Source organism: Wolbachia endosymbiont (group A) of Sympetrum striolatum (genome assembly GCF_947250715.1).
Taxonomy (GTDB): domain Bacteria; phylum Pseudomonadota; class Alphaproteobacteria; order Rickettsiales; family Anaplasmataceae; genus Wolbachia.
The window spans coordinates 1,118,876-1,142,022 of sequence record NZ_OX366342.1; the positions used below are offsets into that span (position 1 = coordinate 1,118,876).

Here is a 23,147-nt window from a genome sequence, read left to right on the forward strand (position 1 = left end):
CTTACTTCTTTATTTTCTTTATTATCAGATATCACTTTTAAATAATATGGAGGAGCAAATTGTCAGCAATTGCCATTATTGATTTTGGTTCACAATTTACACAGCTTATCGCAAGACAAGTCAGGGAAATGGGTGTGTATTGCGAAATATTTCCAAGCAACATCAGTTTTGAAACAATATCAAAATTCAATGGGTTTATTCTCTCTGGAGGACCACAATCTGTAAATGATGATTGTTCTGAAACAAGTAGAGTAGTACATGAAATTATAAAACTTAATAAGGCAACAAACGTTCCTATACTTGGAATATGCTATGGACAGCAACTCATTTGTCATTATTTTGGAGCAAAAGTAAAAGAGAGTTTCAAACAGGAGTTTGGCAGAACTAAAATCAAGATACTAAAAGAATCCCCCATTATAAAGGATACCTGGGATGTTAATTCTGAAGTGGATGTATTAATGAACCATGCGGACAGTGTTGATACTATACCACAGGGATTTACTGTTATCGCATCAGGTGTGATAAATCAAACAATTGCAATAATTGTCAACGAACAGCGGAAGATTTACTGTACTCAGTTCCATCCTGAAGTGAGGCCCACAACAAATGGCAGTAAATTGCTCTCTAACTTCTTGGATATTGCAAATTGCGAGAGAGACTGGACAATGAAATCGTTTATTGAAAAGCAGAAGGAAAAAATCAAAAATGTAGTAGGAGAGAAAAAAGTAATCGCCGCAGTAAGTGGTGGGGTTGATTCAAGTGTTGCAGCGGCTCTCACACATAAAGCTATAGGAAAACAATTGAACTGTATTTTTATCGATACTGGGTTGTTACGCAAGAACCAGACCATTGCTATGTTGAAAGAAATTCCGATAAACTACGTTGATAAATCAAATTTATTTTTGAGTAGGTTAAAGGGAATAACTGATCCAGAAAAAAAGCGAAAAATTATCGGTAACGCTTTCATTGAAGTGTTTGAAGAAGAAGCAAAAAAAATAGGTGATGTGGATTTTTTGATGCAAGGTACCATCTACTCTGATGTAGTTGAGTCAGGGCATGCCTCAGACAACACTAGTACAATTAAGTCTCACCATAATGTTGGTGGGTTGCCAGAAAAGATGAACCTGAAGCTAGTAGAGCCTTTACGCTACCTCTTTAAAGATGAGGTAAGGCTACTTGGAAAAGAAATTGGGCTTTCAGACGAGATAATATTTCAACATCCATTTCCTGGACCCGGACTTGCAGTGAGGATTATAAGTGAAGTCGATGAAGAAAAGGTGCGAATATTGCAAGAAGTAGATGAAATATATATTAATACGATGAAAAATTACGATCTATACGATAAGATATGGCAAGCTTTTGCTGTATTATTACCAATAAAAACTGTAGGCGTCATGGGAGATGGTCGTACATACGGATATGTTTGTGCTTTAAGGGCTGTAACATCGTCCGATGGTATGACGGCTGATGCATTTCCATTTGAAGATAAGGATCAGCATTCGCTAGTGTTTTGGGACTTTTTACAGAATGTTGGCAGTATAATTGTTAATAACGTTTCCGGAGTAAATAGAGTTGTCTATGACTTAACTTCTAAACCACCAGCAACCATTGAGTGGGAGTAAATCAAAAAGTCTAGTCATACCGCAGCGGGATCTAGAGATACCGCGGCGGTATGACGTAGGATTGCTGTCATCCCGCTTTGTTAGCGGTTGAGATACCGTGAATAAATCACGGTATGACGTTAAGTAACTCGTCATCCCGCTACGTGTTAGCGGGATCTAGAGATACTGCGGCGGAATGACGAATTTGTTGTTTTTCAAATTGTAGGTAAACCTAAAGCTATAGAAAAAAAGAAGAACCAGTTTCTTAGTTCTTCATTGACATAATCCACTTCATATGCCATAATAAAATTTTATATCTTGGAGAAGGAAATGACATTAAGGTTAATACTACAAGAAGTCAACAGTAGTCCAGATCTGAGTAAGGAAAATTTAATTGATAGAATTAAAGATAAGCTGCAGCAGGAAAATCAACTTATATATGATGAGTGGAAAAAAAGCGAATTTGATATAAATTACACGTTTATAATACTCAAGTGCAATTTATTACTTATAGCAGCTGAAAATGGCTATGAAAAAGTAGTAAGATACTTAACAAAAAACGGAGCTAATGTTAATGTACAAGATGAATGGGAAAAAACCTCCTTACATTATTCTGCTCAGCATGGGCATACACAAGTAGTAGAAGTTTTGCTAGAAGAAGGAGCAGGCGTTAATGCACAAGATGAAGATAAAGGGACTCCTTTGCATTATGCTGCCAAACACGGGCATACAAAGACAGTGAAACTTCTACTAAAAAATGGAGCTAATATCAATCTACAAGATGAAGGTGAAAGAACTCCTTTGCATTATGCTGCTGAGCACGGGCATATAAAGACAGTGAAACTTCTACTAAAAAATGGAGCTAATATCAATCTACAAGATGAAGGTGGAAGAACTCCTTTGCATTATGCTGCTGAGCACGGGCATATAAAGACAGTGAAACTTCTACTAAAAAATGGAGCTAATATCAATCTACAAAATAAAAATAGATATACCCCTTTGAGTTGTGCTTGGCATAGTAAATATCCAGAAATGGCAAAACTTCTGCTAAATTATGGTGCAGACCCATCATGTATACATAGGCCTAAAGCTACAAAAGCAGGAGCCGTTGGGGTTGTTATATCTGCTGTTGTAGTTCCATTAGGACTCGTTTACGCTACTGCATTATCTGCACTAGCAATAGTTGGAATTACTGTGGCATCTGCACTGATCGTTGGTAGAATTTCCTATGGGGTTGCGTATAAGTCATCAGAGCATTCATTAAACAGTAAGCTAAGTGAGGTTAGCTGCAGTAATGTTGATGGAAATAAACAAACTGTACAACCATAGTTACTAATTTACCACAGTAACCGCGCCGTGGCAGTGCTTGTATTTCTTTCCGGAGTTGCAAGGACATTTGTCGTTTCTTGAGACTTTGGAAAGTCTGCTATTTCTAGCAGAATGTAACCTATTGCCTATCTCTTGGTTGTCTGCCAACTTAAAGTGTGCTAAGCGATGAATGGTGAGTTCCTTCCATTTTTCAAGCATTGACTCAAACATCAAGAAAGCTTCGCGTTTAAATTCATTCAGTGGATCTTTCTGCCCCATGGCACGTAAGCTTATGCTTTGTCTTAAGCTTTCTAAAGTTGAAAGGTGTTCCCTCCATAAATGATCAAGTGTCATTATCATCATTTGCTTCACGATCGTATTCCACAAATCTGTAGTGTGCTGACTGTTGAAATATTTTTCTTTCTCAGTAAAAAATTCTTGTATCTTATCATTTATATAATTCAAAGCTTCTTGTTTGTTTAAAAACTTTGCTAAATCTTCTTTATCAAGCGTTATTCCATACTTTGTATGGAATTCTTTGACTATATCTTCAATATAATCCTCATAATAGCCACTTTGGATTATACCTTCTACTATGCTCTCATTTACTTCGCTATATACTTCAAGTAAATCATTAATTTCGTTGCCTAAGATATTGTTTCTCTGCTTAAAAATAACTTTACGTTGGTTGTTGATTACGTCATCAAACTTAAGCAAAGACTTCCGCACATCATAGTTTCTAGCTTCAACTTTCTTCTGCGCCTTCTCAAGTGCCTTATTGATCCATGGATGATGAATAGCTTCGTTATTCTTTAACCCTACTTTTTGTAAAAAGCTTCTCATTCTATCAGAACCAAATATTCTCATTAGGTCATCTTCAAGCGATAAAAAGAACTTAGAAAGTCCAGGATCCCCCTGACGACCAGAACGGCCGCGTAATTGATCATCTATTCTCCTGCTTTCATGTCTTTCGGTTCCAACCACGCATAAACCACCAGCTTTTATAGCAATTTCCTTATCTTTTTTTACTCTTTCGACTATTTCTTGGTATTTTTTTTCTCTTTCATCAGCATTTTTTATCTTCTTTAGCTCTACCTTTGCAATCATTTCAGCGTTTCCACCGAGTTGAATATCAGTTCCACGTCCTGCCATGTTAGTTGCTATAGTGATACTACCTGGCACTCCAGCTTGTGCTATTATGTACGCCTCTTGTTCATGATAACGAGCATTCAATACTGAATGCTTAAGAGAATGGCTTTGCAAAAGCGCAGAAAGCTTCTCAGAGTTTTCGATGCTTACCGTGCCAACAAGGACCGGTTGAAGGCGTTTGTGGCATTCTTCTATAAACTTCAACACAGCATTAAATTTTTCTTTTCCTGTGCCATAAATTTCATCATCAATATCAACTCTTTTTACAGGTACATTGGTTGGAATTTTTACTACATTTAGTCTGTATATATCACGAAACTCTTCTGCCTCTGTTGCTGCTGTTCCAGTCATTCCGGAAAGTTTATTGTACATACGAAAGTAATTCTGAAATGTGACCGATGCTAAAGTTTGGTTTTCATGCTGAATTTCAAGATTCTCCTTCGCTTCAAGTGCCTGATGAAGACCATCGGAATATCTCCTGCCCTCCATCATACGCCCAGTAAATTCATCAATAATCACTACCTTGCCATCCTTTACTATATAATCTTTATCAGCAGTAAACAGCTTATGTGCACGTAATGCTTGGTCTATATAATGAGTCATTATCATGCTGTCAGTATCATAGAGCGAGGAATTTTCAGGAATGAGATTGTATGACCTGAGTAGTTCTTCCACTCGTGAAATACCATCTTCAGTAAGGAACACTGCCCTACCCTTTTCATCCACCTCATAATCAGAGTCAACTAATTTGGTTACTATTTTATTGATATGCTTATATATCTGATTGTTTTCCTCAATCTGGCCAGAAATAATAAGCGGAGTGCGAGCTTCATCAATGAGTATTGAGTCTACTTCATCAACTATTCCGTAGTGAAAGCCTCTCTGAACCATGTCTTCTTGAGAAAATTTCATATTGTCTCGCAGGTAATCAAAGGCAAGCTCGTTATTTGTGGAATACACGATATCTGCACTGTAAGCCTCTTTTCTCTCTTCGTCTGTCAAGTTATTCGTGATAAACGCAACAGAAACCCCAAGAGAATTATATAATTTGCTCATCCACTCTGTGTCTCGTTTCGCAAGGTAGTCGTTAACAGTTACGACGTGCACGCCTTTCCCTTCTAAAGAATTAAGGTATGCAGCTAAAGTTGCAACGAGTGTCTTTCCCTCTCCTGTTTTCATTTCTGATATCATGCCGTTATGGAGCACCATTCCACCAATCAACTGAACATCAAAGTGCCTCATGTTAAGAAACCTGCGAGAGGCTTCACGCACAACTGCAAATGCAGGTACGAGAAGATCATTTAACGTTTTCCCATTTTTCAATTCCTGTTTGAATTCTTGAGTTTTACCAGCAAGCTCCTCATCAGATAAGCTCTGCATTTCTGTTTCTAATGCATTTATTTGCTGAACAATTTTCCTAAAGGATTTTATTATCTTCTTGTTTGTTGACCCAAATATCTTTCTTATAAAAAAGAATGACAACGTAAAAATGAAAAATATAAGAATGGATGTCAAAATTAGCGGAGAATCTAGCATAAACTTAAGTAACGTCTTATTTAATATGAGATTATATTACTAAATGCAGCCTACAGCAATGACATATTAGATTCGGGGAGTCTTTTCAAATTAAGAACCTATCACAGGCATTGTTTAGTTTGCTGAAAATAGTTGTTCGTTTAAGTTGTTAGTTATGCTAGATTAAGAGTAATTCACTTGAGAACAGCAAAGAAAGGTAGGTATGCAAAAATAGGACTGAAAATCTTTGGTTAAACTAAGCTTCTTCATTTAGAATTTCATTAATAATTTTCTGTTGTTTCATAACTTCTGTTGTCTTCCAGTCGCGCATTGTAATTAGTGCCTTCCATAAAGCCCAGCCGCTTGCTCTGGCCCACGTGTCTGGATCTAAACATAGATGTGACTTGAAGATTCTCCGATTTTCGTTGTTCAAAAGTGTCCAGGCAATTACCAAGTCACAGGCTGGATCGCCGACACCCACACATCCAAAATCGATTACAGCATCTACACATCCATCTTTCGCTAGGATATTCCCGCTTGCAAAGTCACCATGAATCCATACTGGATTCTTGTTCCATCTTGAGCTTATAGCTTTTTCCCAAAAGGACATTATAGTTCTAGCATCAATAAAACCTTGCAATTCCTTAATGGCCGATCTTACCTCTGTGTCATAGACTGATACGTGATCGCCGCGCCAGAAGTTATGGAGTCCAGGATTAGGGCCTCCTTTAACATCAATTTTATGTAACTCATTCAAAAATTGTGCAAGCTGAGAAGCAATAATCTGTAAATCCAGATCATCTATAGACAATGCATTTATGCTTTCCCCTTCGATCCACTTATATATTGACCAATTCCAGGGATAATGCTTTGATGGTTGTCCCATTGCAAGTGGCTTAGGAATAGAAAATGACAAATGTGGTGCAAGTATCTCAAGCCATTTTTGCTCCTTTAGAACTTGTAGCGCATAATCTTCTGCGCTTGGTAGCCTGATCAACATCTCTTCACCCAAGCGAAAAGTTCTATTGTCTATACCACTGAGTTCAACAGGTTTGATCTCTAAGTGAGCCCACTTTGGAAATTGCTGTGCAACAAGTTCGGTAACAAGTAATAACCAAGAGCGACTATCAATTTTTGATGCCATTTGCCGATTTTTCCTATTTTACCATCCGCCTTAGAAACCTTCTGATTCTAGAAAAACTTGCTTGTCATTTTTAATTGCTGACATTGTTTAAGTTAATACCAATTTACACTTCCAAAACTAATCTATTTGGATCTTCTATATAATTTTTTATTTTGACAAGGAAAGTAACTGCTCCTTTACCATCAACTATTCTGTGGTCGTAAGAGAGAGCAATGTACATCATCGGTCTGATTTCTACTGCATTACCAACAGCAACTGGCCTGTTTTGTATCGAATGCATTCCAAGTATTCCAGATTGCGGAGGGTTTATTATCGGAGTGGAAAGAAGTGAACCGTATACTCCACCGTTTGAAATAGTAAATGTTGCACCTTCCATTTCTGATACTTGTAATTTGCCTTCTCGTGCTTTTTTGCCAAGAGCAACTAAAGTCAACTCAATTTCTGCAAATGACATCTGATCAGCACTCCGAATAACAGGTACAACAAGGCCTTTGTCAGTGCCAACAGCAACACCTATGTCATAGTAATGTTTATATATGATTTCATCGCCTGAGATTTCAGCGTTAATTTCAGGGATCTCTTTCAGTGCTTGCACTGCTGCCTTTATAAAAAACGACATGAAACCAAGTTTTATTCCATACTTTTTTTCAAAGGCATCCTTATATTTTGCTCTTAGATCCATGACATTTTTCATGTCAATTTCATTGAACGTGGTCAGTATTGCAGCAGTATTTTGCGATGCTTTCAAACGAGCGGCAATTACTTGCCTTATTTTACTCATTTTTACTCGTTCCTCTCTTTGCTCTCCACTTACTACACTTTTTGGCAATTCATATTGTTTTATTGCAGGCTGTTCTGTTTTGTTTATATGGCCTATTACATCTGCTTTTGTTATCCTATCTCCCATGCCAGTTCCTTTGACACTTTCTGCGCTGATTGCATTTTCTTCCATAATTTTACGAGCTGACGGAGCATCTTTTTTGGCAGAACTTTCGCTTTTATCTTCTTTTCTCGCTTCCTCTTTTACTTCCCCCACGGAAAACTTCGCTAACAATTGATCAGGACTTATTACATCATCTTCCTTTACGAGAAATTCAGTTATTTGCCCTGAAGCTTCTGCAGTTAATTCGAGTGCTGTTTTGTCAGTCTCAATTTCAAAGATCAAGTCATCTACTTTTACTGCTTCTCCAATATTTTTCTTTATTTTTACTATACCTTCCGTAACTGACTCACCACCAAGAGTTTTTGGCGCTCTGATTTCTATAATTTTGCTCATAAAACAACTTCCGTATAAAACTTTCTATAGATTTATACATGAAAAGAGACATGCAATAAACTAATAAATTCATTGAGGCTTTTATCATTTAGAAGTGACAAACGGATAATATACTCCCAAATGTCATTCCAGCGCGTGATGCTAGGCCATCTTGACACATTTCGCCAACCCCGTCTCTCGGCTATGGTATTGCTAATCAAACAATGACTATGCAAAAGACCTAATAACATGTATAATCCATAAATAATTTTTGAGGTAGATTGTGAAACTAGGTGTTAATATTGATCACGTTGCAACCCTCCGCAACGCACGCGGAACTTCCTACCCAGATCTATTGAAAGCAGCAGAAATAGCCATTGACGCTGGAGCAGACTTTATTACTGTACACTTACGAGAAGATAGAAGGCATATTAGAGATGAAGACGTATTTAACCTAAAAAAAAGCATTAGCACTGAGCTAAATCTTGAAATTGCAGCCACGGAAGAAATGCTTAAAATAGCAAAAAAGGTAAAACCCTATTCGATTAGTATAGTACCAGAAAAAAGAGAAGAATTAACAACCGAAGGTGGCCTGGATATCATTAATATGCACAGCAAACTTTCTAGTATAATAGAGGAAATGCATAGCTCTAGCATAAAAGTCTCACTGTTTATCGATCCAAATATTAATCAACTAAAATATCTTGAGAAGCTAGAGATAAAACCTGACATAATAGAAATTCATACAGGGGATTACTGTGATAATCCATCAGAGAAAAAGTTACAGTTAATTACTAATGCTGCAGAGTACGTCAATAAATTAGGAATAGAATGCCACGCAGGACATGGCATAACTTATAAACACGCTAAGAAGATGACAAGAATACCTCACATCTCAGCTCTTAACGTAGGCCACTATTTAATTAGCGAAGCTGTATTTTATGGCTTACACAGCGTAGTAAAAACAATGAAAATGATAATGTCTAACTAACTGCTGCTTTTTCCTTCTCATTTAAAATACTTAAAAGAGTTTGGCTTGCTTTAAATTTTACCCTTGTCTTTTCAGGAACAGTCATGATCTCACCATTTTGGGGGTTACGACATTGTTTCTCCTGACTTATAGCAGTAGAAAATGTTCCTATTCCATGCAAACGTATTTCACCTTTCCCATGCAGCTCATCCTTTATTATTTTAATAAACGCATCATGAATCTTGCTCAAATCAGATTTTGTTATATCTATATTCTGACCAGAACAATCTTCCTTTAATTGTTTTATTATATCTTCTTTACTCATAAATTACCTTAATATTGAAAAATCACACAAATAGCATATTATGTTGACACCGATAGTCAACTAAATTCATCACAAAAATAGAGGATATTATACACTTTTGCAAATATTTGTATAATACTTACAAAAAAACACCACTATGAAATAACTATCTCTTAGAAAATTGACACTTTTTCCGAGCTTTATGTTGACCATATTTCTTACGTTCAACAACACGCGAATCTCTAGTTAAGAACTCACCATTACGTAATATAGAATGCAAATCTTGGCTTACACTACTTAAAGCTCTGCTTATTCCATGAGCTAGAGCACCTGCTTGACCAGATAGCCCTCCACCTTTTACAGTTGCGAATACATCATATTTGTCTAACGTAGAAGTTGCTACAAATGGCATTTTCACTATTTGGCACACTGACTCTCTTTTAAAATAAGAAATTAGATCGCCTTTTTTGTTAACACTAAATTTTCCACTTCCCGGCTTTATCCATACTCTTGCTGCAGATTCTTTTCTTCGGCCTGTAGCATATAAACGACCAAGCGAATCAACCGCTGATTTAATTGTCTTTTCTGACCAATCATTATTATTTATTGTAAAACTCTTCATTTTTACTCCATTACTTTTTATTTTTACGATTCAAAGAGGCAAAATCTATCTTTTCAGGTTGCTGCCCTTGATGCTTATGCTCTGAACCAGAATAAACATACAAATTTTCAAAGCGTCTACGCGCCATAGGGCCATCATCAAGCATCCTTTTCACTGCCATTTTTATTACACGCTCAGGAAATTTGCCATTTAAAATATTATCTGGAGTAGTTTTCTTCAAACCACCAGAATAACCTGTATGCTTATAGTAAATTTTATCTTTAAGCTTCTTCCCGGTAAAATGCACCTTTTCTGCGTTGATAATAATTACATTATCGCCACAATCCATATGAGGTGTATACTCAGGTTTATGCTTTCCACGCAATAGTGTCGCTACAAATGCTGCAAGCCTTCCTACCACTAATCCTTCTGCATCTATGACAAACCATTTTTTGTCGATTTGTTTCTCTTTTAAGAAAAAAGTTTTCATTGTAATTTAACTAAACAATAGTAAGCTACTATATACTTAATTTCTCAATAGTGTCAACAATATTAGTTATTGATTATTAAAGTAATTTATGTTAGTAATTGAGCTGCGCAACCAATATGCACAGGAAGTAGAATGTTTCGATTGATTATTACACTTGCGATAATTTTTGGTACTATAAGTTGCTATGCAACCGATGTGGGAGAAGTTATAAGCAAAGCGATCAAAAATAGCTCAAAAATAAAGTCTCAATTTTACCAATATAAAAGCGCAGAAAAACAGCTTAAGTCTTCTGGGTTAGCTGGATTTTTACCTGACATTAGTTTGCAGTACAATTTTGATAGTAATTTTAATCTTTATAATCAACCTAATTTACCTGGAAAACGTCTGATATTAAGCCAAAGGATAATAGATGGAGGTGGCACCTTTGCCACATTCAGTCGATCAAGTCATCTTCTCAAAGCAGAAAAAATGCGATTTCAGCAATTAAAACAAGAGGTTGCACTTAATGCTGTGAAAGCATATGTTGGTGTTTTACAAAAGACAGAAATATTAAAGCTCAGAGAACATAAAGAACGCGTTTCTTTGGAACATTTGTCAGCTATGAAAAAACGCTTCTCCCTTGGAGAAGTTACTAACGCTGAAGTTTTGCTAGCAAAAGCAAAATTTTCGTCTTCTATATCCGAAAGAGTTGATGCTGAAGGTAAATTAAAATTGGCAAATATTGCTTATTATCATTTGATTGGCGAAGATGCTGATGACCTTTCTGAAGCTAATGATAAACTACCTTCTGTCCCAGAGCTAAATGAATGTTTGCAATTAGCAAAAACCAATAATTTATCTCTAAAAGCAGCAGTTTATCAAAAAAGAGCAGCCGGAATGGAAGTGATCGCTGAAAGCTCCAAGTGGCTTCCTTCTTTAAATCTAAGCGCAAGCAAAAATTTTGGGAAGGATGGTGTAAAATTAGACAAGCTATTAGAAAATGTTCATATAGTTTTTACTCTTGATGTTCCAATCTTTAAAAAAGGAGCGAATGCTTTTGGTGTCAGTAAAGCTAAAATGGATGCAAAAAAATCTACCTACGATTATTATGAAACGGTAAAAAATATAGAACAAGAAGTTGTAAATGCTTGGAATAATGTGCTAACAGCAAAAGCCATTATTAAAGCAAGTCAAGAAGCGGAAAAAGCAGCAGCTTTAGCATTGGAAGGAGTTGAGCAAGAGGTAAACTTAAGTTTAAAGAGTACATCTGACCTTTTGGACACTGAAGATGCATTATTTAAAGCACGTTCAGACTTAGTTGAAGCAAAAAGCAATTATGTAACTAGTGTTTATAATTTGCTTTTTATAATAAATAGTATAAATCTCTAAATTTAATGGTATTAGCACTATGCATGATGAACAAGGCAATCAATCTGTAAAAGATATTCTAGAAGATATAAAAAAAGCTATATCGGGTAAAAACGCAAGTAACGATAAAGCAGAAATAAAGGATGAAAATGATGATGTGCTATGCCTTGAAGAAGAGTATCCAGAAGACATGGAAGAAGATGGCAAAAAAGAAAATGGTAAAGAAGAGAACATTGATAATGATGACCAAAGTGAGGAAATGGCTTGCAACAACAACCAATTTAATGGCCATAGCTACAATTCAGAAGAAAAAAAAGACATTGATTTGTACGATAATATCCAAATGAGTAATAACAAAGCGAGTAATAGCGGCTTACAAGCGCAAAATAATGATCATCTAATTTTAAAAGAGAATATGGAAGAGATCAAAGCGCTGCTTGGAAAAATGCAAAACGAATTGCAGCATAAACAACAAAAAAGAGCGAATCTTACTGTTGAAGAATTAGTTACATCTCTTTTAAAACCTCAGCTCTCAGAATGGCTGAATAAATATCTACATGCACTGGTAAAAGAAGTAGTTGAAAAAGAGCTCAAAGATATAATCAATAATAAGTAGGGTATTAGCAATAAAAACTAGAGTAAAGACGGCTAGAGGCAGAAAACTATCTTCAACAAGGTGGCTACATCGTCATTTGAATGATCAGTATGTGCGAAAAACTAGCAAGGATGGTTATAGGTCACGCTCAGCATATAAGCTGGTAGAAATGGATAATAAATTTAAATTATTCCAAGAAGGGCAAAAAATTATTGATCTTGGTGCTTCTCCTGGTGGATGGTCACAAGTCGCGTCTCAGAAAGGTGCAAATGTAGTTGCTCTTGACATGAAACCAATGAACGCAATTAATGGAGTAGAGTTTATACAATGTGATATTATCAATGGGCTTGAAATTTTAAGAGAAAAATTCAAGGATCAAAAATTTGATGTAATTTTATCTGACATGGCGCCCGAATCTTGTGGTTTAAAATCGTTGGATCATATCAGAATTATGCTTTTATGTGAGGCAGCGCTCAATTTTGCAAAGCATTTCTTGAGCCATGGTGGCACGTTTGTAGTAAAAATTTTCCAAGGAGAATCTGATAAAGATTTTTGTAACAAGCTAAAAAAAATGTTTAAAACAGTAAAATATTTTAAACCAAAGTCAAGTAGATCTGAATCTACAGAAATGTATTTGGTAAGTTTAGGCTTTATTGGCAGCAGACCTCCTTATATGTTAAAAACAAGTTCATAAATATTACAAAGTGGTAATATTAAGAACATGCAGAGAAGAGGAACCGTAGATCGCCTTGGTCATAAAGGACCGTAATTTAGCAAGGTTCTCTTCCCTGATTATTTACTGAAAAGTTCCGAACAACTGATTGAGCTTTTAGGCTCGTATATAAGGGTGGAAAATGCAGTATTACATGTTATTCTATGGAGGAATTATGAATTTATCAAATATCATTGCTGGCATTGATTTTAGCAAAAATAAACTAGATATCCACATTCATCCACTTGGACATTATAAAGTATTTGAAAATAACGTTCAAGCTATTGATCAAATACTCGACTTTTTGCATTTACATAATGTAATCAAAGTTGGACTTGAAGCAACTGGTGGGTACGAAAAATTATGTGCTTATACTTTACTAAGCCATGGTTTCGAAGTATATGTAATTCAACCTAGATGGGTGAGAGACTATGCAAAAAGCCTTGGTATTGCTACTAAAACTGATAAAATAGACTGCAGCATTATCTCACGTTATATTAATAATACAGATATGCGCGTTACTCCTTTAAAAGTTAGTAATGTTGACTTCTTGAGGCAAAAGCTATCTCGTAGAAATCAACTAGTAGAAATGGCAAAAATACAAAAAACTCAAGCTCATCAAGTAACTGATATATCCATAATCAAACAAATGGAAGAGCTACTTGTCATATTACAGAATCAAATTCAAGTTTTAGAAGATGAGATGATTGAGTTGATTGAACAAAGTCAAGAGCTTAAAAAAAAATACATATCAATAACTAGTATACCAGGTGTAAGTAAAATCACAGCTATTACTATTATTTGTTATCTGCCAGAATTAGGAACTCTTCAAAGAAAGCAAATATCTAGCATTGCCGGAGTTGCACCTTTTAATCGAGACAGTGGTTTTAATAAAGGAAAAAGGTGCATTCAAGGCGGTAGGTCACAAATTAGAACAGTCTTGTATATGTGTATTCTTAGTGCGCGGAAATGGAATTCTTTCATAAAAACTTTTTTTGATAGGTTACATAATCAATATAAAAAACCATATAAAGTTGCTTCCACTGCTGCTATGAGAAAGTTACTTTTACTTGCTAACTCTTTAGTAAGAGATGACAGGGTTTTTACTGAGGAATACAGCCCTAAGTCTGCTTAGATCCAACACTAGCAGATTAGTGTGGATGTGGATAAGTGCGCTTACACAGACTGAAAGCACTTATCTACATCCACACTTTTTAAAAGAATTTAAATCAAATATTACAACTTATTTTTCCAACAGTTGCTGGTGCTCCTGGAACTTGAGTTGGAAGTAGTGCTAAAAAACCGTTTTGTTCTTCAATGGCAATATGGCGAAACCTTACTGATTTACTCGGAAAAAGTTTTAAACTTTCAGTTCGACCAAAACTAATTGGTAAAATATTAATAGCTCCAGTTAATGCTGTCATATTGAATGCTGGATTTGAAAGTGAATTTTGCATAATGTTTAGCTCCTATTAAAAATTAATATAAAATTCAGATTCCTTTACGGACAATAATACCCCTCTCTTCAAGTTGTTTTATTGCTGCTGTTTTTTGCTCTTCAGTTATATTTGCTGGCCAGACAATTGCATGATCAGCAAGTAAAGCTACGCGAGTAATGATTACTGCTTTAATATCTGCATCTTTACTATTTACATCGTTTATAATCACACCTATTGCTGTTTGAGTACCATCTGTGCCTAGCGGATTTAGAGCTCTTATAAAGCCCCCATCATCTGTCTTTTTGCTAACCACTGCTCCAAGCTTTAGGTTTTGTCCCTTAGCAACAGTAATTTGGTCACGTGAGTATAGATTTGATGCCTCATATTTTAAGAGGTCACCAAGATTATTTGGTTCAGTTATACAAGACATGTTTTTCTCCTGGAAATTTTGGCTGATAAAGTTATTAATTTTGTTTTTTCCGCTGAATTTGTAGTTGCTATAGTCCGCGGAATAGCTTTAGCTTTGTAGGTTTATATATTTTGTCGTGCCTTGGCTGCCTGCATCAATAAATCCTCCGAAATTACGTAAAATATGTTAAAAGCATCTTTGGCTTTATAGCCCACCAAGTAAAAATTATTTTTCAGTATTTTTCATTTCTCTATTGACTTTTAACACAACTGCTATATAATATTAACCCAGGTAGCCCGCAGAAGTGAAAAAACTTCCTTGACAAACTCCGCCAGCCCCCTTATCATGAAACTGAAGCTATTTATTTATCTTCTCTGTACAGATTAAATGACAAAAAAACTCACGTATCTGGCGTCTCATGTTTAATTTTTTGCACTATGTGCACTCTATGTCTTTATCAAATTTCTAGGTTTTTACCTATACAAGCTGAAATACGCTATTTAAAACATCAAAAAACGCCAACTTAAAAAATGGATAGTGAATAATTAGCTACCCTAGGGTTTCTTTTGCCTTTTTTTCTGTTTAGTAAATTTCTTAATGTTTATAATTTAGATTAGTTGCGGCTTAAAAGCAACTGAATCGCGGTTATTAAACGTTTAGAATAAAAAAACGCCATACTTGAAAGTATAATGTAAGTAATTAGCCAACCATGGGGCTTCTTTTGCCTTTTTTTTTACTTGGTAAATTTCTTAATGTTTGTAGCTAAACGACAATCGTCATCCCGCTGCTTGTTAGCGGGATCTATTCTAAGGAGATACCGCGGCGGTATGACGGGTTAAGTAGGGTGTCATTCCAGTGCTCCTTTTTTTGTCATCCCAGTGCGTGACACTGGGATCTAGCCTTTATTATTTGGTTGTCTTCTGGATTCCAGTGTCAGCTACTTTCATGACATCATCATAAAGTAAAATGAGATCCCAGTGTCACGCACTGGGATGACAGAAGAAGGTGCTGGGATGACAGGGGAGTTGAATGACAACGAATTGGAAGAAAATGTTTATGACTAATTTTTAGATCAAACATCGAATTTCGACAAACTTAACTTTTTTGTGAGACTATTCAGCAATAATAAATAAATTGAGAGGAAAGGTTGTGGCAATAGAAAAGGAAAAGTTTTTTGAAATAATACGCAATGTGAGTGAGAGTAAAGGTTTGAATAAGGATAATTTGCTTGAAAGGATAGGGAGTAAGCTAAAAGGTGTAAACCCAGAAGCATATAGCACTTATAACAATTTGAAGATAGATAAGCTATTCATGATACAAGATTTAGATAAAATTGCAAGTTATACATTGTTACATCTTGCTGTGGAATGTAACAGTGTACCAATAGTAAAACTCCTACTAGAAAAGAAAGTAAAAGTTGATGAACAAATATCGGGTGATTTTAATTCTAAATTCACTGCTTTGCACATTGCTGCTTTGCATGGTCATCAAGAGATGGTTCAGCTTTTATTAGATGCTAACGCAAATCCTTTACTAAAAGATAGTCAAGGCCGAACTCCAAGAGATATGGTTAGCAATATACCAAATAAGGATATCATAGTAGAAATGTTAAAGGAAGGAGAACAACGTTATGCTGAGGCAAGAAAGAAAAGACTAACTTATGGACAAGGCACTTTACCGCAGCCTAATAATAAAACTCCAGGAAATTTAGCTGTGGGCGGAAATAAAATAACTGCTGCAGTGCAAGCATGGAATGCAAAAGGTCAGGGAGAGAACAATGGAACTACACCAAACAACAGAAAAATCTATGTACAAAATGAGAATGAACAGACTTCTTCAAACTCAATCATTAATGAAAACAATACAGACAAAGTAGGTGATACATTAGAAAGAGAACAGGCTAAAAGAGATGCTGTGGCGCAAAAGTTGCAAGAGGCAGAACAACGACTTGCCAATAATCAGAAGCGCATAGAACAAACTTATTTGCACAATCAACACACAGAACAGCAGTATACTATACATAATGGGGAACAGATCTCTTTAGATTCGACTATTGATGAAAGTAATAGTAGTGACAGTGGAATAAATACTTCCACAGAAGACATCGGTAAAGAGTTAGAAAAACACAATACACAGGATGAAAATGGATTGACTCTTTTACATCGTGCTGCTGGAAACAATAATAAAGAATCAGTGAAACTTTTGTTAGAATATGGAGCAAAAGTTGATGTACAGAGTAAAGATGGCCATACCCCTTTACACTATGCTGCTGCACTTGGTTATGTGGAGATTGCAGAATATCTAATAGATAAAGGAGCAGATGTTGATGCACAAGATAAAGCTGAGTATACTCCATTATATTACGCTCTTGCAAATGACAATAAAGAATTAGCAAAACTTTTGATAAAACATGGAGCAGATCGCTCATTGATAAAGGATGAAGGCCTAATAATAGATAGACTAAACAGTATGTGTGGTCAGCTATCTGAGGTTGTATCTGGTACTTCTTCCCATTCCAAAACACACAATGCAACGGAAACTCCAGAAGAAACAGAAAAGGTTAAAAAACGTAAAGTTAAATTAAAAAAATTATGTGCTCAGCTAAAGGAAGAGAATCAATCACTAAAACAAAAAATACAAGAGCTAGGAAATGAAAACGCAACGCTTAAGGGTGGACTAGGCAAAACAAAAACTAAAACAAATGAAGTACCATTAGAAAAAGCGCAAAAGGAACTAGAAGTATTGAGAAATTGTGTCACTGGACATGGAACTAGGCTGGAAGCACTTAATAAACTCGACGAAGAGAATCAATCACTAAAACAAAAAATACAAGAGCTAGGAAATGAAAACGCAACGCTTAATAGTGAATTAGAAAAAACAAAAACTAAAACAAATGAAGTGTCACTAGAAAAAGCGCACAAAGTACTAGCAGAACTAAAGGATGACGTAGCTGGACATGAGGCTAGGCTGAAAACACTTAATAAACTCGACGAAGAGAATCAATCACTAAAACAAAAAATACAAGAGCTAGGAAATGAAAACGCAACGCTTAAGGATAAATTAGACAAAACAGAAAGTCAGTATTCTAAAGCAGAAGCGTTGTTAGAAAAAACGCAAAAGGAACTAGAAGAATCAAAAAGTTGCATAGCTGGACATGAGACTAAGTTGAAACAACTCAATAAAGAGAATGAATTACTAAAACAAGAAATAAAAAATCTGAAAAATGAAAACACACCACTTAAGGGTGAATTAGGCAAAACTAAAACAAATGAAGTGTCGCTAGAAAAAGTAGGAAAAAGACAATTTTCCCCAAAAGTTGTCTATGCGAGCCTTGCAGCTATGTTAGTAGTAGGTGCTGCTCTTAGTATTGCTTCTGGATTGTCTGCTCTATTAATAGTTGCAGCTTCTGTGGTATCTGCACTGATAGCCGGTGGCATTACATACACAATATCAAAACCCATCGCTCCTGACACTGAATTGAAAGAAGTGGATATTCAAGGTTCAGCACGACAGAGTTTGTAAAACTTAGCACCTACATCTGTACGAACATTGTCCCAGGAGGTAATGTTCGTACAGTTATGTGTCAGCTACTTGCATGACACCCTGGCAATCGTCATCCCGCTACTTGTTAGCGGGATCTAGAGATACCGTGACGGTATGACGGTTAATTGTTCCGCGCGGGATGACAAGAAAGGAGCAGCAGGATACCATGTCATTCCAGCGCATGACGCTGGAATCTAGTAAAAAGTATTTGCAAGTTACACAGTAGTGTGAATTTTTTACTTCGGTAGTTTTTCATTATCATTATAATCATAATAGTAGTTGAGTTTAATTGATATGAAAACTTTTACGAAAAATTTTAAAAATAACGAAAAAAAGCTAGAGGAGTTTAATAAGGAAATTGAAGATATAACAACTATAGCTCAAGATAAATTTGCACATGAACTTGAAAATATCGCATATGAAAGTGTGCAAAAATTTCGCAGTCTGCTTGCTAAAGAGTTAAACTCCATCTTCAATAATATTCATTCTCAAAATGTTAATCTACTAAAATCCAGCCTAGTTGAATATGCTATAAGTTCAAATTTTATCAATAAAAAAGGAGAAACAGCTTTAATACGTTCTCTTCTTAATATATTCATACGATAAAGAATTTATAGCATAATCGTGGTGTCATGAAAGTAGCTCTGTACGAACATTTGTTTGCGAAGAAATATTATAGCCGGTTTTGCCTCAAACACAAAGATGTCATCCCAGTGCCATGACTACTTGGATCCAGAAATTTTGATTAGAGATTAAGTTGGTGAGCACGAAAGTGACTAACCTTATATTAAAAATAACATCTTTGACAGTGAAAGGCTGGATTCCAGTGTCAAGCACTGCCATCATAAAGAAACCAGTGTCAGCCACTTGGATGACACCGTCATAAAGGAACCAGTGCTCCTTTTTTTGTCATCCCAGTGCGTGACACTGGGATGACAGAAGAAGGTGCTGGGATGACAAAATAAGGAGCGTTAGAATGACAAAAATATATTTATAAGGAGGGTTATCATGTCAACAAGATCTACTTCACCAAGAATACATGTGCAACGTAAATCTAAGCCTGAATCTTTTCCAGTTACTTTAGAAGAGGTTAAATCTTTTTTACGCATTGAGAACGATCAAGATGATAAGTTGATTTCAGATCTAATTTTTATGGCAACTGATTATGCTGAGTGGCATATGGAAAAGTCACTGGTGAAACAAACATGGCAAGTTTCATATGAAGATTATGTACCTCGTAGGATCTATTTAAGCTATGGCCCTGTGAGTAAGATAGTATTGGCTACTGCAATGATGTCTAAAGGTCAAGAGAAGAGAACACTTAAGTATTATTTTAGTGATGTAGGGGGCTACGTTGAGTTTTTCAATTATTTGAATGCAATAAGAGTTGATGTTGTATACGAGGCTGGCTATGACAATGTTCCTGAGCAGATAAAACTAGGTATTATGCGGCATGTTTCTGCTATTTACAAAGATCGTGAATCGGGGGTAAGTAGCCATTTGTCTGAAGTGAAGAAGGTGTATTCTCCATTTCGCGAACCAAAGGTTGTTTTGTAGCTCTTTCTTGTCATCCAAACTGGGCTACCTACGTCATACCGTCACGGTATCTCACATAGATCCCGCTAACAAGCAGCGGGATGACGAGTTTGTATCGGGAAACGCTGCTTATGTTTTAGCTATATATCTTTCGAGGATTAATCATGGAAAAAATTCAAGCTATAAACGAGTTGTACAATAGTATTTATGCAGCACTAAAAGCAAACTCTGATTTAAGGAAATATGTTACTAACATTTATGACTACTTACCTAAACAGGTCACCATTCCTTATCTGAGATTGCATGTAGTGAATTATAATAATCTGCACATGCTGTCCAATTTTGCTACAAAGGCAAGATTTTCATGCGACATATATACCCATCATATAGGCAGTATGTTTGCCATTATAAGGCATATTAACTTGATACTTAAGAGTATTAAATATTCTGATAATGAAACTATTTTGGAAAGTAATTGTGCTATTAGTCAGCACGATGAAATTTTACATTCAACAATTAATTTTGATATTTTAATGAAAGGAGGCGATAATGAGCAAATTACAGCTAAAAATTAAAGATCATGACAATAATTTTATTGTGTTAAATAATATACGAAACCTAAGGTTTACTTTGCGTAATAACAGAGAAGAGGTGAAAGATATTTCTTCTTTTGGCTGGAGAAAAGTGCTCGATTGTGCTGGAAGCAGACACATTACGATAAAAATTAATGGAATTTTAGACTCTGTATTAGCTGATGAATTATTACGTAATTCTGCTATATTAAACTCTAATAATGATTATGAAATTAATTTTAACACTAAGGAAAAGATCAGATTAAGGTGTTTAGTTGAACTGTATGAGAGATATTATGACCCCGCTGCTTTTGACAGTTTTACTGTAATTTTAGCGAGTGCTGAAGTTGTAAACGCTTTTCATTAATGTTAATTTAATTTTTTCATATACAATAGTAACTGGTGAGAATTTTAACTAAATTAAAAAAAATCATGAACGACGAAAACCTTTTCGAGGAAGACGGTGGTAATATTGAAGAAAATAACAATGACAGAAGAGAGAGAAGTTTAGAAAATGAAAATCAAGAAGAACAATACAAAGAGGAAGATAAGCAATACATAATACAGTATATTCAAGACTATTTAAAAGTTTTTGAGGATATTCTAAATCAGATCGACGAAGGAATTGATAATTTGGATAGTTACGAAAGGACTATGCAAATAAAGCGAAGCATAGACAGGCTCATAGAGACTTTATATAGTCAGGCTGCGTCTGAAGATATTGATGCAGAATTTGAAACCACAAAGTATACTCGCGATAAATCAGAATCTATGAAAAGGGTTAGAGAGAAAAGAAGGAAGCAAGCAATAGAAGAAGTATTAAGTAGCATGTTTGCCCAGCAACAAAAGGAGCTAATGAACGCTAAACACTTAAGTCATGGACATGAAACAGCACATGATGATGAAGCAAAAAAACGAGTGAAGTCTTCAATCAGGGGAGTGTTGTTTTCGGTGATTGCTCATAGGATGGATCCAAGAAGGAGAGCAGGAGAAACTGCTGACGATAACGAAAAGCAAGCTCATATATATGGCAGGGAAGCAGTTGGTGGAGCTTTAGGTGCATTGTTAAAAACATTTTTAACAGCAGTTACTGCCGTTGTGCGCGAAATTGCTAAGCCACTTCAGCATATCAGCAAACAGGAAACATCTTTTGCAAAACAAGTTGAAGAAAGCAGAAACGCAGATTCACAAAAAGGTCGATCTGTGTAGACTTTTCCTTGTAATAATCTTTCGATTCTACTGTCTGTTAATTCATAATTAGGGTTATATAGCTAACTGAAAAAAGGTTACCCCAGAAGGGATAAAAAGGTATAAAATGGCTTTAGATAAGGTAGAATGATGCCAAAGTGAGGATCTGAGGGAACGTGTTTTGAAAGTAGTAGACGAGAAAAAAATGACTATGGAGAAGATAATCAAGAGAAAAGATAATTGAAAAATTTGGCAATATGTGCAAAGACAAAGATACTCGCCGGATTTAAATCCAATTGAAAAGTTATGGTTTGCCATCAAGCATGCCATAAGAAAAGCTCTGCAGAACTTTTGGCCCGATATCAATTCGGCTATTGATTTTAGCACTCGGGGAAACCTTACTTGGGTTAGCTATAGTTTGCTTGCTCACAAGCAAACTTTCCTGGATCCAAGTAGTCAAGCTACTCGGATGACATCCTCCCTAGTGAATATTGCTCTTAATTTGTAACTAACCCAAGCCATAAATATTAAGAAATTTACCAAACGAAAAAAAAGGCAAAGAACTCCCGTGGTGCGAGTTTTGACCCTATAATAATTTAAACTGGCGCTGTAATAATGTGCTAACGCTTAAAATAAGCGCGATTTGGCTGAATGTAGAAAAAATTTAAAAGACATGCAGCCGCTATAATTTTATGTAATCCGCCAAAAAATACCCTAAGTTTTTTACTGAATTTTGTCATTGAGCCTGCAGGTCAAAAACAAGTTTTGAGTCATAAATACCCTTATTGTCATAATAAGGGGGCTGGCGGAGTTTGTCAAGGAAGTTTTTTGTTTCTACTGAATGACAGTTGTGGCTTGGGAGGTAGTACAAGAAATCTGTTATTTTAATTGTGTGAAATTTAGTTTTGTGTTTCATAATATTATACAATCAAATTGATAAAAGCTGTATTATCTCCTTGCAGCATTAAGTGTATATTTTTTGCTATTTTTTCCACTAAGGGAGTAACGTTATCAAAATTTGAAAATTTTGATAATACATAATCTGCTAAGCTTTTTTCATCTTCAGGTCTACCCACTCCAAATCTCAAGCGCCAATAATCATTACCAATAAAACTATCTATGGATTTAAGTCCATTATGTCCAGCAGAGCTACCACCTTTCTTTATTTTTATTCTTCCAATTTCCAAATCAGCGTCATCGTGTATGACAACGATATTATCTAGCGATAATTTGTAAAAGTTTCGTATTTTTGCAACAGGGATGCCTGAATTATTCATAAATGAATAAGGCTTTATTAACATGATTTTATTATCATTAATTATGCCAGAGGTTATTAGATAATCGGCTTTTTTAGAAAACGACTGGAAATTCCAATATTTGTAAATTTTATCAACTACGATGAAGCCGATATTATGATGAGTTAACTCATATTGACCACCAGGGTTACCAAGTCCAACTATCAGATGCAC

23 protein-coding genes and 1 pseudogene are annotated in these 23,147 nt (G+C 35.6%); 13 read left to right on the forward strand and 11 right to left on the reverse strand.

Translation table 11 applies throughout. From position 1 onward, the window contains the following. The first annotated feature begins 59 nt into the window (after positions 1-59). Both guaA and OOK87_RS05520 read left to right on the forward strand, forming a co-directional pair. Entirely contained in the window at positions 60-1,622 is a 1,563-nt protein-coding gene (guaA, locus tag OOK87_RS05515) for a glutamine-hydrolyzing GMP synthase (RefSeq protein WP_253309400.1), read from the forward strand. A gap of 309 nt (positions 1,623-1,931) precedes the next feature. Further along, positions 1,932-2,930 carry an ankyrin repeat domain-containing protein gene (locus tag OOK87_RS05520; protein ID WP_264688306.1) on the forward strand — a complete coding sequence of 333 codons (999 nt, stop codon included), beginning with the start codon at positions 1,932-1,934 and terminating at the stop codon, positions 2,928-2,930. Positions 2,931-2,933: 3 nt separating this feature from the next. On the opposite strand, the gene secA is transcribed toward OOK87_RS05520, so the two are convergent. From secA to odhB, 3 genes are all read right to left on the reverse strand, one after another. After that, complete coding sequence (gene secA, locus OOK87_RS05525) at positions 2,934-5,594, reverse strand: preprotein translocase subunit SecA (RefSeq protein ID WP_264688307.1); 2,661 nt, start codon at positions 5,592-5,594, stop codon at positions 2,934-2,936. Positions 5,595-5,829: 235 nt separating this feature from the next. Then, positions 5,830-6,717: an aminoglycoside phosphotransferase family protein gene (locus tag OOK87_RS05530; RefSeq protein WP_264688308.1), complete on the reverse strand. Its 888-nt coding sequence runs from the start codon at positions 6,715-6,717 to the stop codon at positions 5,830-5,832. Between the two features lie 103 nt (positions 6,718-6,820). Further along, positions 6,821-7,993 (reverse strand): 2-oxoglutarate dehydrogenase complex dihydrolipoyllysine-residue succinyltransferase, encoded by a 1,173-nt coding sequence (gene odhB, locus OOK87_RS05535; RefSeq protein ID WP_253309396.1) that lies wholly within the window; start codon positions 7,991-7,993, stop codon positions 6,821-6,823. 262 nt (positions 7,994-8,255) lie between these two features. Here odhB and OOK87_RS05540 point away from each other — a divergent pair, with 262 nt between their 5' ends. Next, the gene (locus OOK87_RS05540; protein WP_264688309.1) at positions 8,256-8,963 is read left to right on the forward strand and encodes a pyridoxine 5'-phosphate synthase; all 708 of its coding nucleotides are present in this window, start codon (positions 8,256-8,258) and stop codon (positions 8,961-8,963) included. Here the strand turns inward: OOK87_RS05540 and OOK87_RS05545 are convergent. The 3 genes from OOK87_RS05545 to rplM all read right to left on the reverse strand — a co-directional run bounded on the left by OOK87_RS05545 (position 8,956) and on the right by rplM (position 10,337). Continuing rightward, positions 8,956-9,267: an HU family DNA-binding protein gene (locus OOK87_RS05545; RefSeq protein ID WP_264688310.1), complete on the reverse strand. Its 312-nt coding sequence runs from the start codon at positions 9,265-9,267 to the stop codon at positions 8,956-8,958. The two genes, OOK87_RS05540 and OOK87_RS05545, sit on opposite strands and share 8 nt — an antisense overlap. A 145-nt stretch (positions 9,268-9,412) precedes the next feature. Further along, entirely contained in the window at positions 9,413-9,868 is a 456-nt protein-coding gene (gene rpsI, locus OOK87_RS05550; RefSeq protein WP_253309392.1) for a 30S ribosomal protein S9, read from the reverse strand. Between the two features lie 10 nt (positions 9,869-9,878). Further along, the gene (rplM, locus tag OOK87_RS05555) at positions 9,879-10,337 is read right to left on the reverse strand and encodes a 50S ribosomal protein L13 (protein WP_253309391.1); all 459 of its coding nucleotides are present in this window, start codon (positions 10,335-10,337) and stop codon (positions 9,879-9,881) included. Positions 10,338-10,469: 132 nt separating this feature from the next. Between rplM and OOK87_RS05560 the strand changes: the two genes are divergently transcribed. From OOK87_RS05560 to OOK87_RS05575, 4 genes are all read left to right on the forward strand, one after another. Beyond that, the gene (locus tag OOK87_RS05560) at positions 10,470-11,705 is read left to right on the forward strand and encodes a TolC family protein (protein ID WP_264688311.1); all 1,236 of its coding nucleotides are present in this window, start codon (positions 10,470-10,472) and stop codon (positions 11,703-11,705) included. Between the two features lie 19 nt (positions 11,706-11,724). Further along, positions 11,725-12,300, forward strand: a complete 576-nt coding sequence (locus tag OOK87_RS05565) for a PopZ family protein (protein ID WP_253309386.1) — start codon at positions 11,725-11,727, stop codon at positions 12,298-12,300. A gap of 76 nt (positions 12,301-12,376) precedes the next feature. Continuing rightward, the gene (locus tag OOK87_RS05570) at positions 12,377-12,973 is read left to right on the forward strand and encodes an RlmE family RNA methyltransferase (RefSeq protein WP_264688312.1); all 597 of its coding nucleotides are present in this window, start codon (positions 12,377-12,379) and stop codon (positions 12,971-12,973) included. A gap of 193 nt (positions 12,974-13,166) precedes the next feature. Continuing rightward, the gene (locus OOK87_RS05575; RefSeq protein WP_264687787.1) at positions 13,167-14,126 is read left to right on the forward strand and encodes an IS110 family RNA-guided transposase; all 960 of its coding nucleotides are present in this window, start codon (positions 13,167-13,169) and stop codon (positions 14,124-14,126) included. 112 nt (positions 14,127-14,238) lie between these two features. Here the strand turns inward: OOK87_RS05575 and OOK87_RS05580 are convergent. The 3 genes and pseudogenes from OOK87_RS05580 to OOK87_RS05590 form a co-directional block, all read right to left on the reverse strand. Then, positions 14,239-14,448: pseudogene (locus OOK87_RS05580) on the reverse strand (major capsid protein); the annotation flags it as partial. A 34-nt stretch (positions 14,449-14,482) separates the two neighbouring features. Further along, complete coding sequence (locus OOK87_RS05585) at positions 14,483-14,860, reverse strand: head decoration protein (RefSeq protein ID WP_264687786.1); 378 nt, start codon at positions 14,858-14,860, stop codon at positions 14,483-14,485. 933 nt (positions 14,861-15,793) lie between these two features. After that, entirely contained in the window at positions 15,794-15,919 is a 126-nt protein-coding gene (locus OOK87_RS05590) for a hypothetical protein (protein ID WP_264688313.1), read from the reverse strand. Between the two features lie 69 nt (positions 15,920-15,988). Here OOK87_RS05590 and OOK87_RS05595 point away from each other — a divergent pair, with 69 nt between their 5' ends. From OOK87_RS05595 to OOK87_RS05620, 6 genes are all read left to right on the forward strand, one after another. After that, on the forward strand, positions 15,989-18,361 hold the full coding sequence (locus OOK87_RS05595; RefSeq protein WP_264688314.1) for an ankyrin repeat domain-containing protein: 2,373 nt from the start codon (positions 15,989-15,991) through the stop codon (positions 18,359-18,361). Positions 18,362-18,676: 315 nt separating this feature from the next. Continuing rightward, positions 18,677-18,988, forward strand: a complete 312-nt coding sequence (locus tag OOK87_RS05600) for an ECH_0659 family protein (RefSeq protein ID WP_264688315.1) — start codon at positions 18,677-18,679, stop codon at positions 18,986-18,988. Between the two features lie 402 nt (positions 18,989-19,390). Next, positions 19,391-19,939 (forward strand): head-tail connector protein, encoded by a 549-nt coding sequence (locus OOK87_RS05605; protein ID WP_264688316.1) that lies wholly within the window; start codon positions 19,391-19,393, stop codon positions 19,937-19,939. Positions 19,940-20,082: 143 nt separating this feature from the next. Next, a complete protein-coding gene (gp17, locus tag OOK87_RS05610) occupies positions 20,083-20,493 on the forward strand; it encodes a tail completion protein gp17 (protein ID WP_253309381.1) in 411 nt (136 codons plus the stop codon). Further along, positions 20,468-20,857: a phage tail protein gene (locus OOK87_RS05615; RefSeq protein ID WP_264688317.1), complete on the forward strand. Its 390-nt coding sequence runs from the start codon at positions 20,468-20,470 to the stop codon at positions 20,855-20,857. The genes gp17 and OOK87_RS05615 overlap by 26 nt, the downstream gene beginning before the upstream one ends. A gap of 65 nt (positions 20,858-20,922) precedes the next feature. Then, a complete protein-coding gene (locus OOK87_RS05620) occupies positions 20,923-21,699 on the forward strand; it encodes a hypothetical protein (RefSeq protein WP_264688318.1) in 777 nt (258 codons plus the stop codon). A 283-nt stretch (positions 21,700-21,982) separates the two neighbouring features. Here OOK87_RS05620 and OOK87_RS07545 read toward each other — a convergent pair whose 3' ends face one another. Both OOK87_RS07545 and pth read right to left on the reverse strand, forming a co-directional pair. Then, on the reverse strand, positions 21,983-22,108 hold the full coding sequence (locus tag OOK87_RS07545; protein WP_264688319.1) for a hypothetical protein: 126 nt from the start codon (positions 22,106-22,108) through the stop codon (positions 21,983-21,985). 490 nt (positions 22,109-22,598) lie between these two features. Then, positions 22,599-23,147 (reverse strand): aminoacyl-tRNA hydrolase, encoded by a 549-nt coding sequence (gene pth / locus OOK87_RS05630; RefSeq protein WP_253309378.1) that lies wholly within the window; start codon positions 23,145-23,147, stop codon positions 22,599-22,601.

Excerpts from the sequence above, each read along its gene's own strand:
- OOK87_RS05520 (WP_264688306.1), top strand. The coding sequence starts at position 1,932 with ATGACATTAAGGTTAATACTACAAGAAGTCAACAGTAGTCCAGATCTG.
- secA (WP_264688307.1), bottom strand. The coding sequence starts at position 5,594 with ATGCTAGATTCTCCGCTAATTTTGACATCCATTCTTATATTTTTCATT.
- OOK87_RS05530 (WP_264688308.1), bottom strand. The coding sequence starts at position 6,717 with ATGGCATCAAAAATTGATAGTCGCTCTTGGTTATTACTTGTTACCGAA.
- odhB (WP_253309396.1), bottom strand. The coding sequence starts at position 7,993 with ATGAGCAAAATTATAGAAATCAGAGCGCCAAAAACTCTTGGTGGTGAG.
- OOK87_RS05545 (WP_264688310.1), bottom strand. The coding sequence starts at position 9,267 with ATGAGTAAAGAAGATATAATAAAACAATTAAAGGAAGATTGTTCTGGT.
- rpsI (WP_253309392.1), bottom strand. The coding sequence starts at position 9,868 with ATGAAGAGTTTTACAATAAATAATAATGATTGGTCAGAAAAGACAATT.
- rplM (WP_253309391.1), bottom strand. The coding sequence starts at position 10,337 with ATGAAAACTTTTTTCTTAAAAGAGAAACAAATCGACAAAAAATGGTTT.
- OOK87_RS05560 (WP_264688311.1), top strand. The coding sequence starts at position 10,470 with ATGTTTCGATTGATTATTACACTTGCGATAATTTTTGGTACTATAAGT.
- OOK87_RS05565 (WP_253309386.1), top strand. The coding sequence starts at position 11,725 with ATGCATGATGAACAAGGCAATCAATCTGTAAAAGATATTCTAGAAGAT.
- OOK87_RS05575 (WP_264687787.1), top strand. The coding sequence starts at position 13,167 with ATGAATTTATCAAATATCATTGCTGGCATTGATTTTAGCAAAAATAAA.
- OOK87_RS05585 (WP_264687786.1), bottom strand. The coding sequence starts at position 14,860 with ATGTCTTGTATAACTGAACCAAATAATCTTGGTGACCTCTTAAAATAT.
- OOK87_RS05590 (WP_264688313.1), bottom strand. The coding sequence starts at position 15,919 with ATGTTTGATCTAAAAATTAGTCATAAACATTTTCTTCCAATTCGTTGT.
- OOK87_RS05600 (WP_264688315.1), top strand. The coding sequence starts at position 18,677 with ATGAAAACTTTTACGAAAAATTTTAAAAATAACGAAAAAAAGCTAGAG.
- OOK87_RS05605 (WP_264688316.1), top strand. The coding sequence starts at position 19,391 with ATGTCAACAAGATCTACTTCACCAAGAATACATGTGCAACGTAAATCT.
- gp17 (WP_253309381.1), top strand. The coding sequence starts at position 20,083 with ATGGAAAAAATTCAAGCTATAAACGAGTTGTACAATAGTATTTATGCA.
- OOK87_RS05615 (WP_264688317.1), top strand. The coding sequence starts at position 20,468 with ATGAGCAAATTACAGCTAAAAATTAAAGATCATGACAATAATTTTATT.
- OOK87_RS05620 (WP_264688318.1), top strand. The coding sequence starts at position 20,923 with ATGAACGACGAAAACCTTTTCGAGGAAGACGGTGGTAATATTGAAGAA.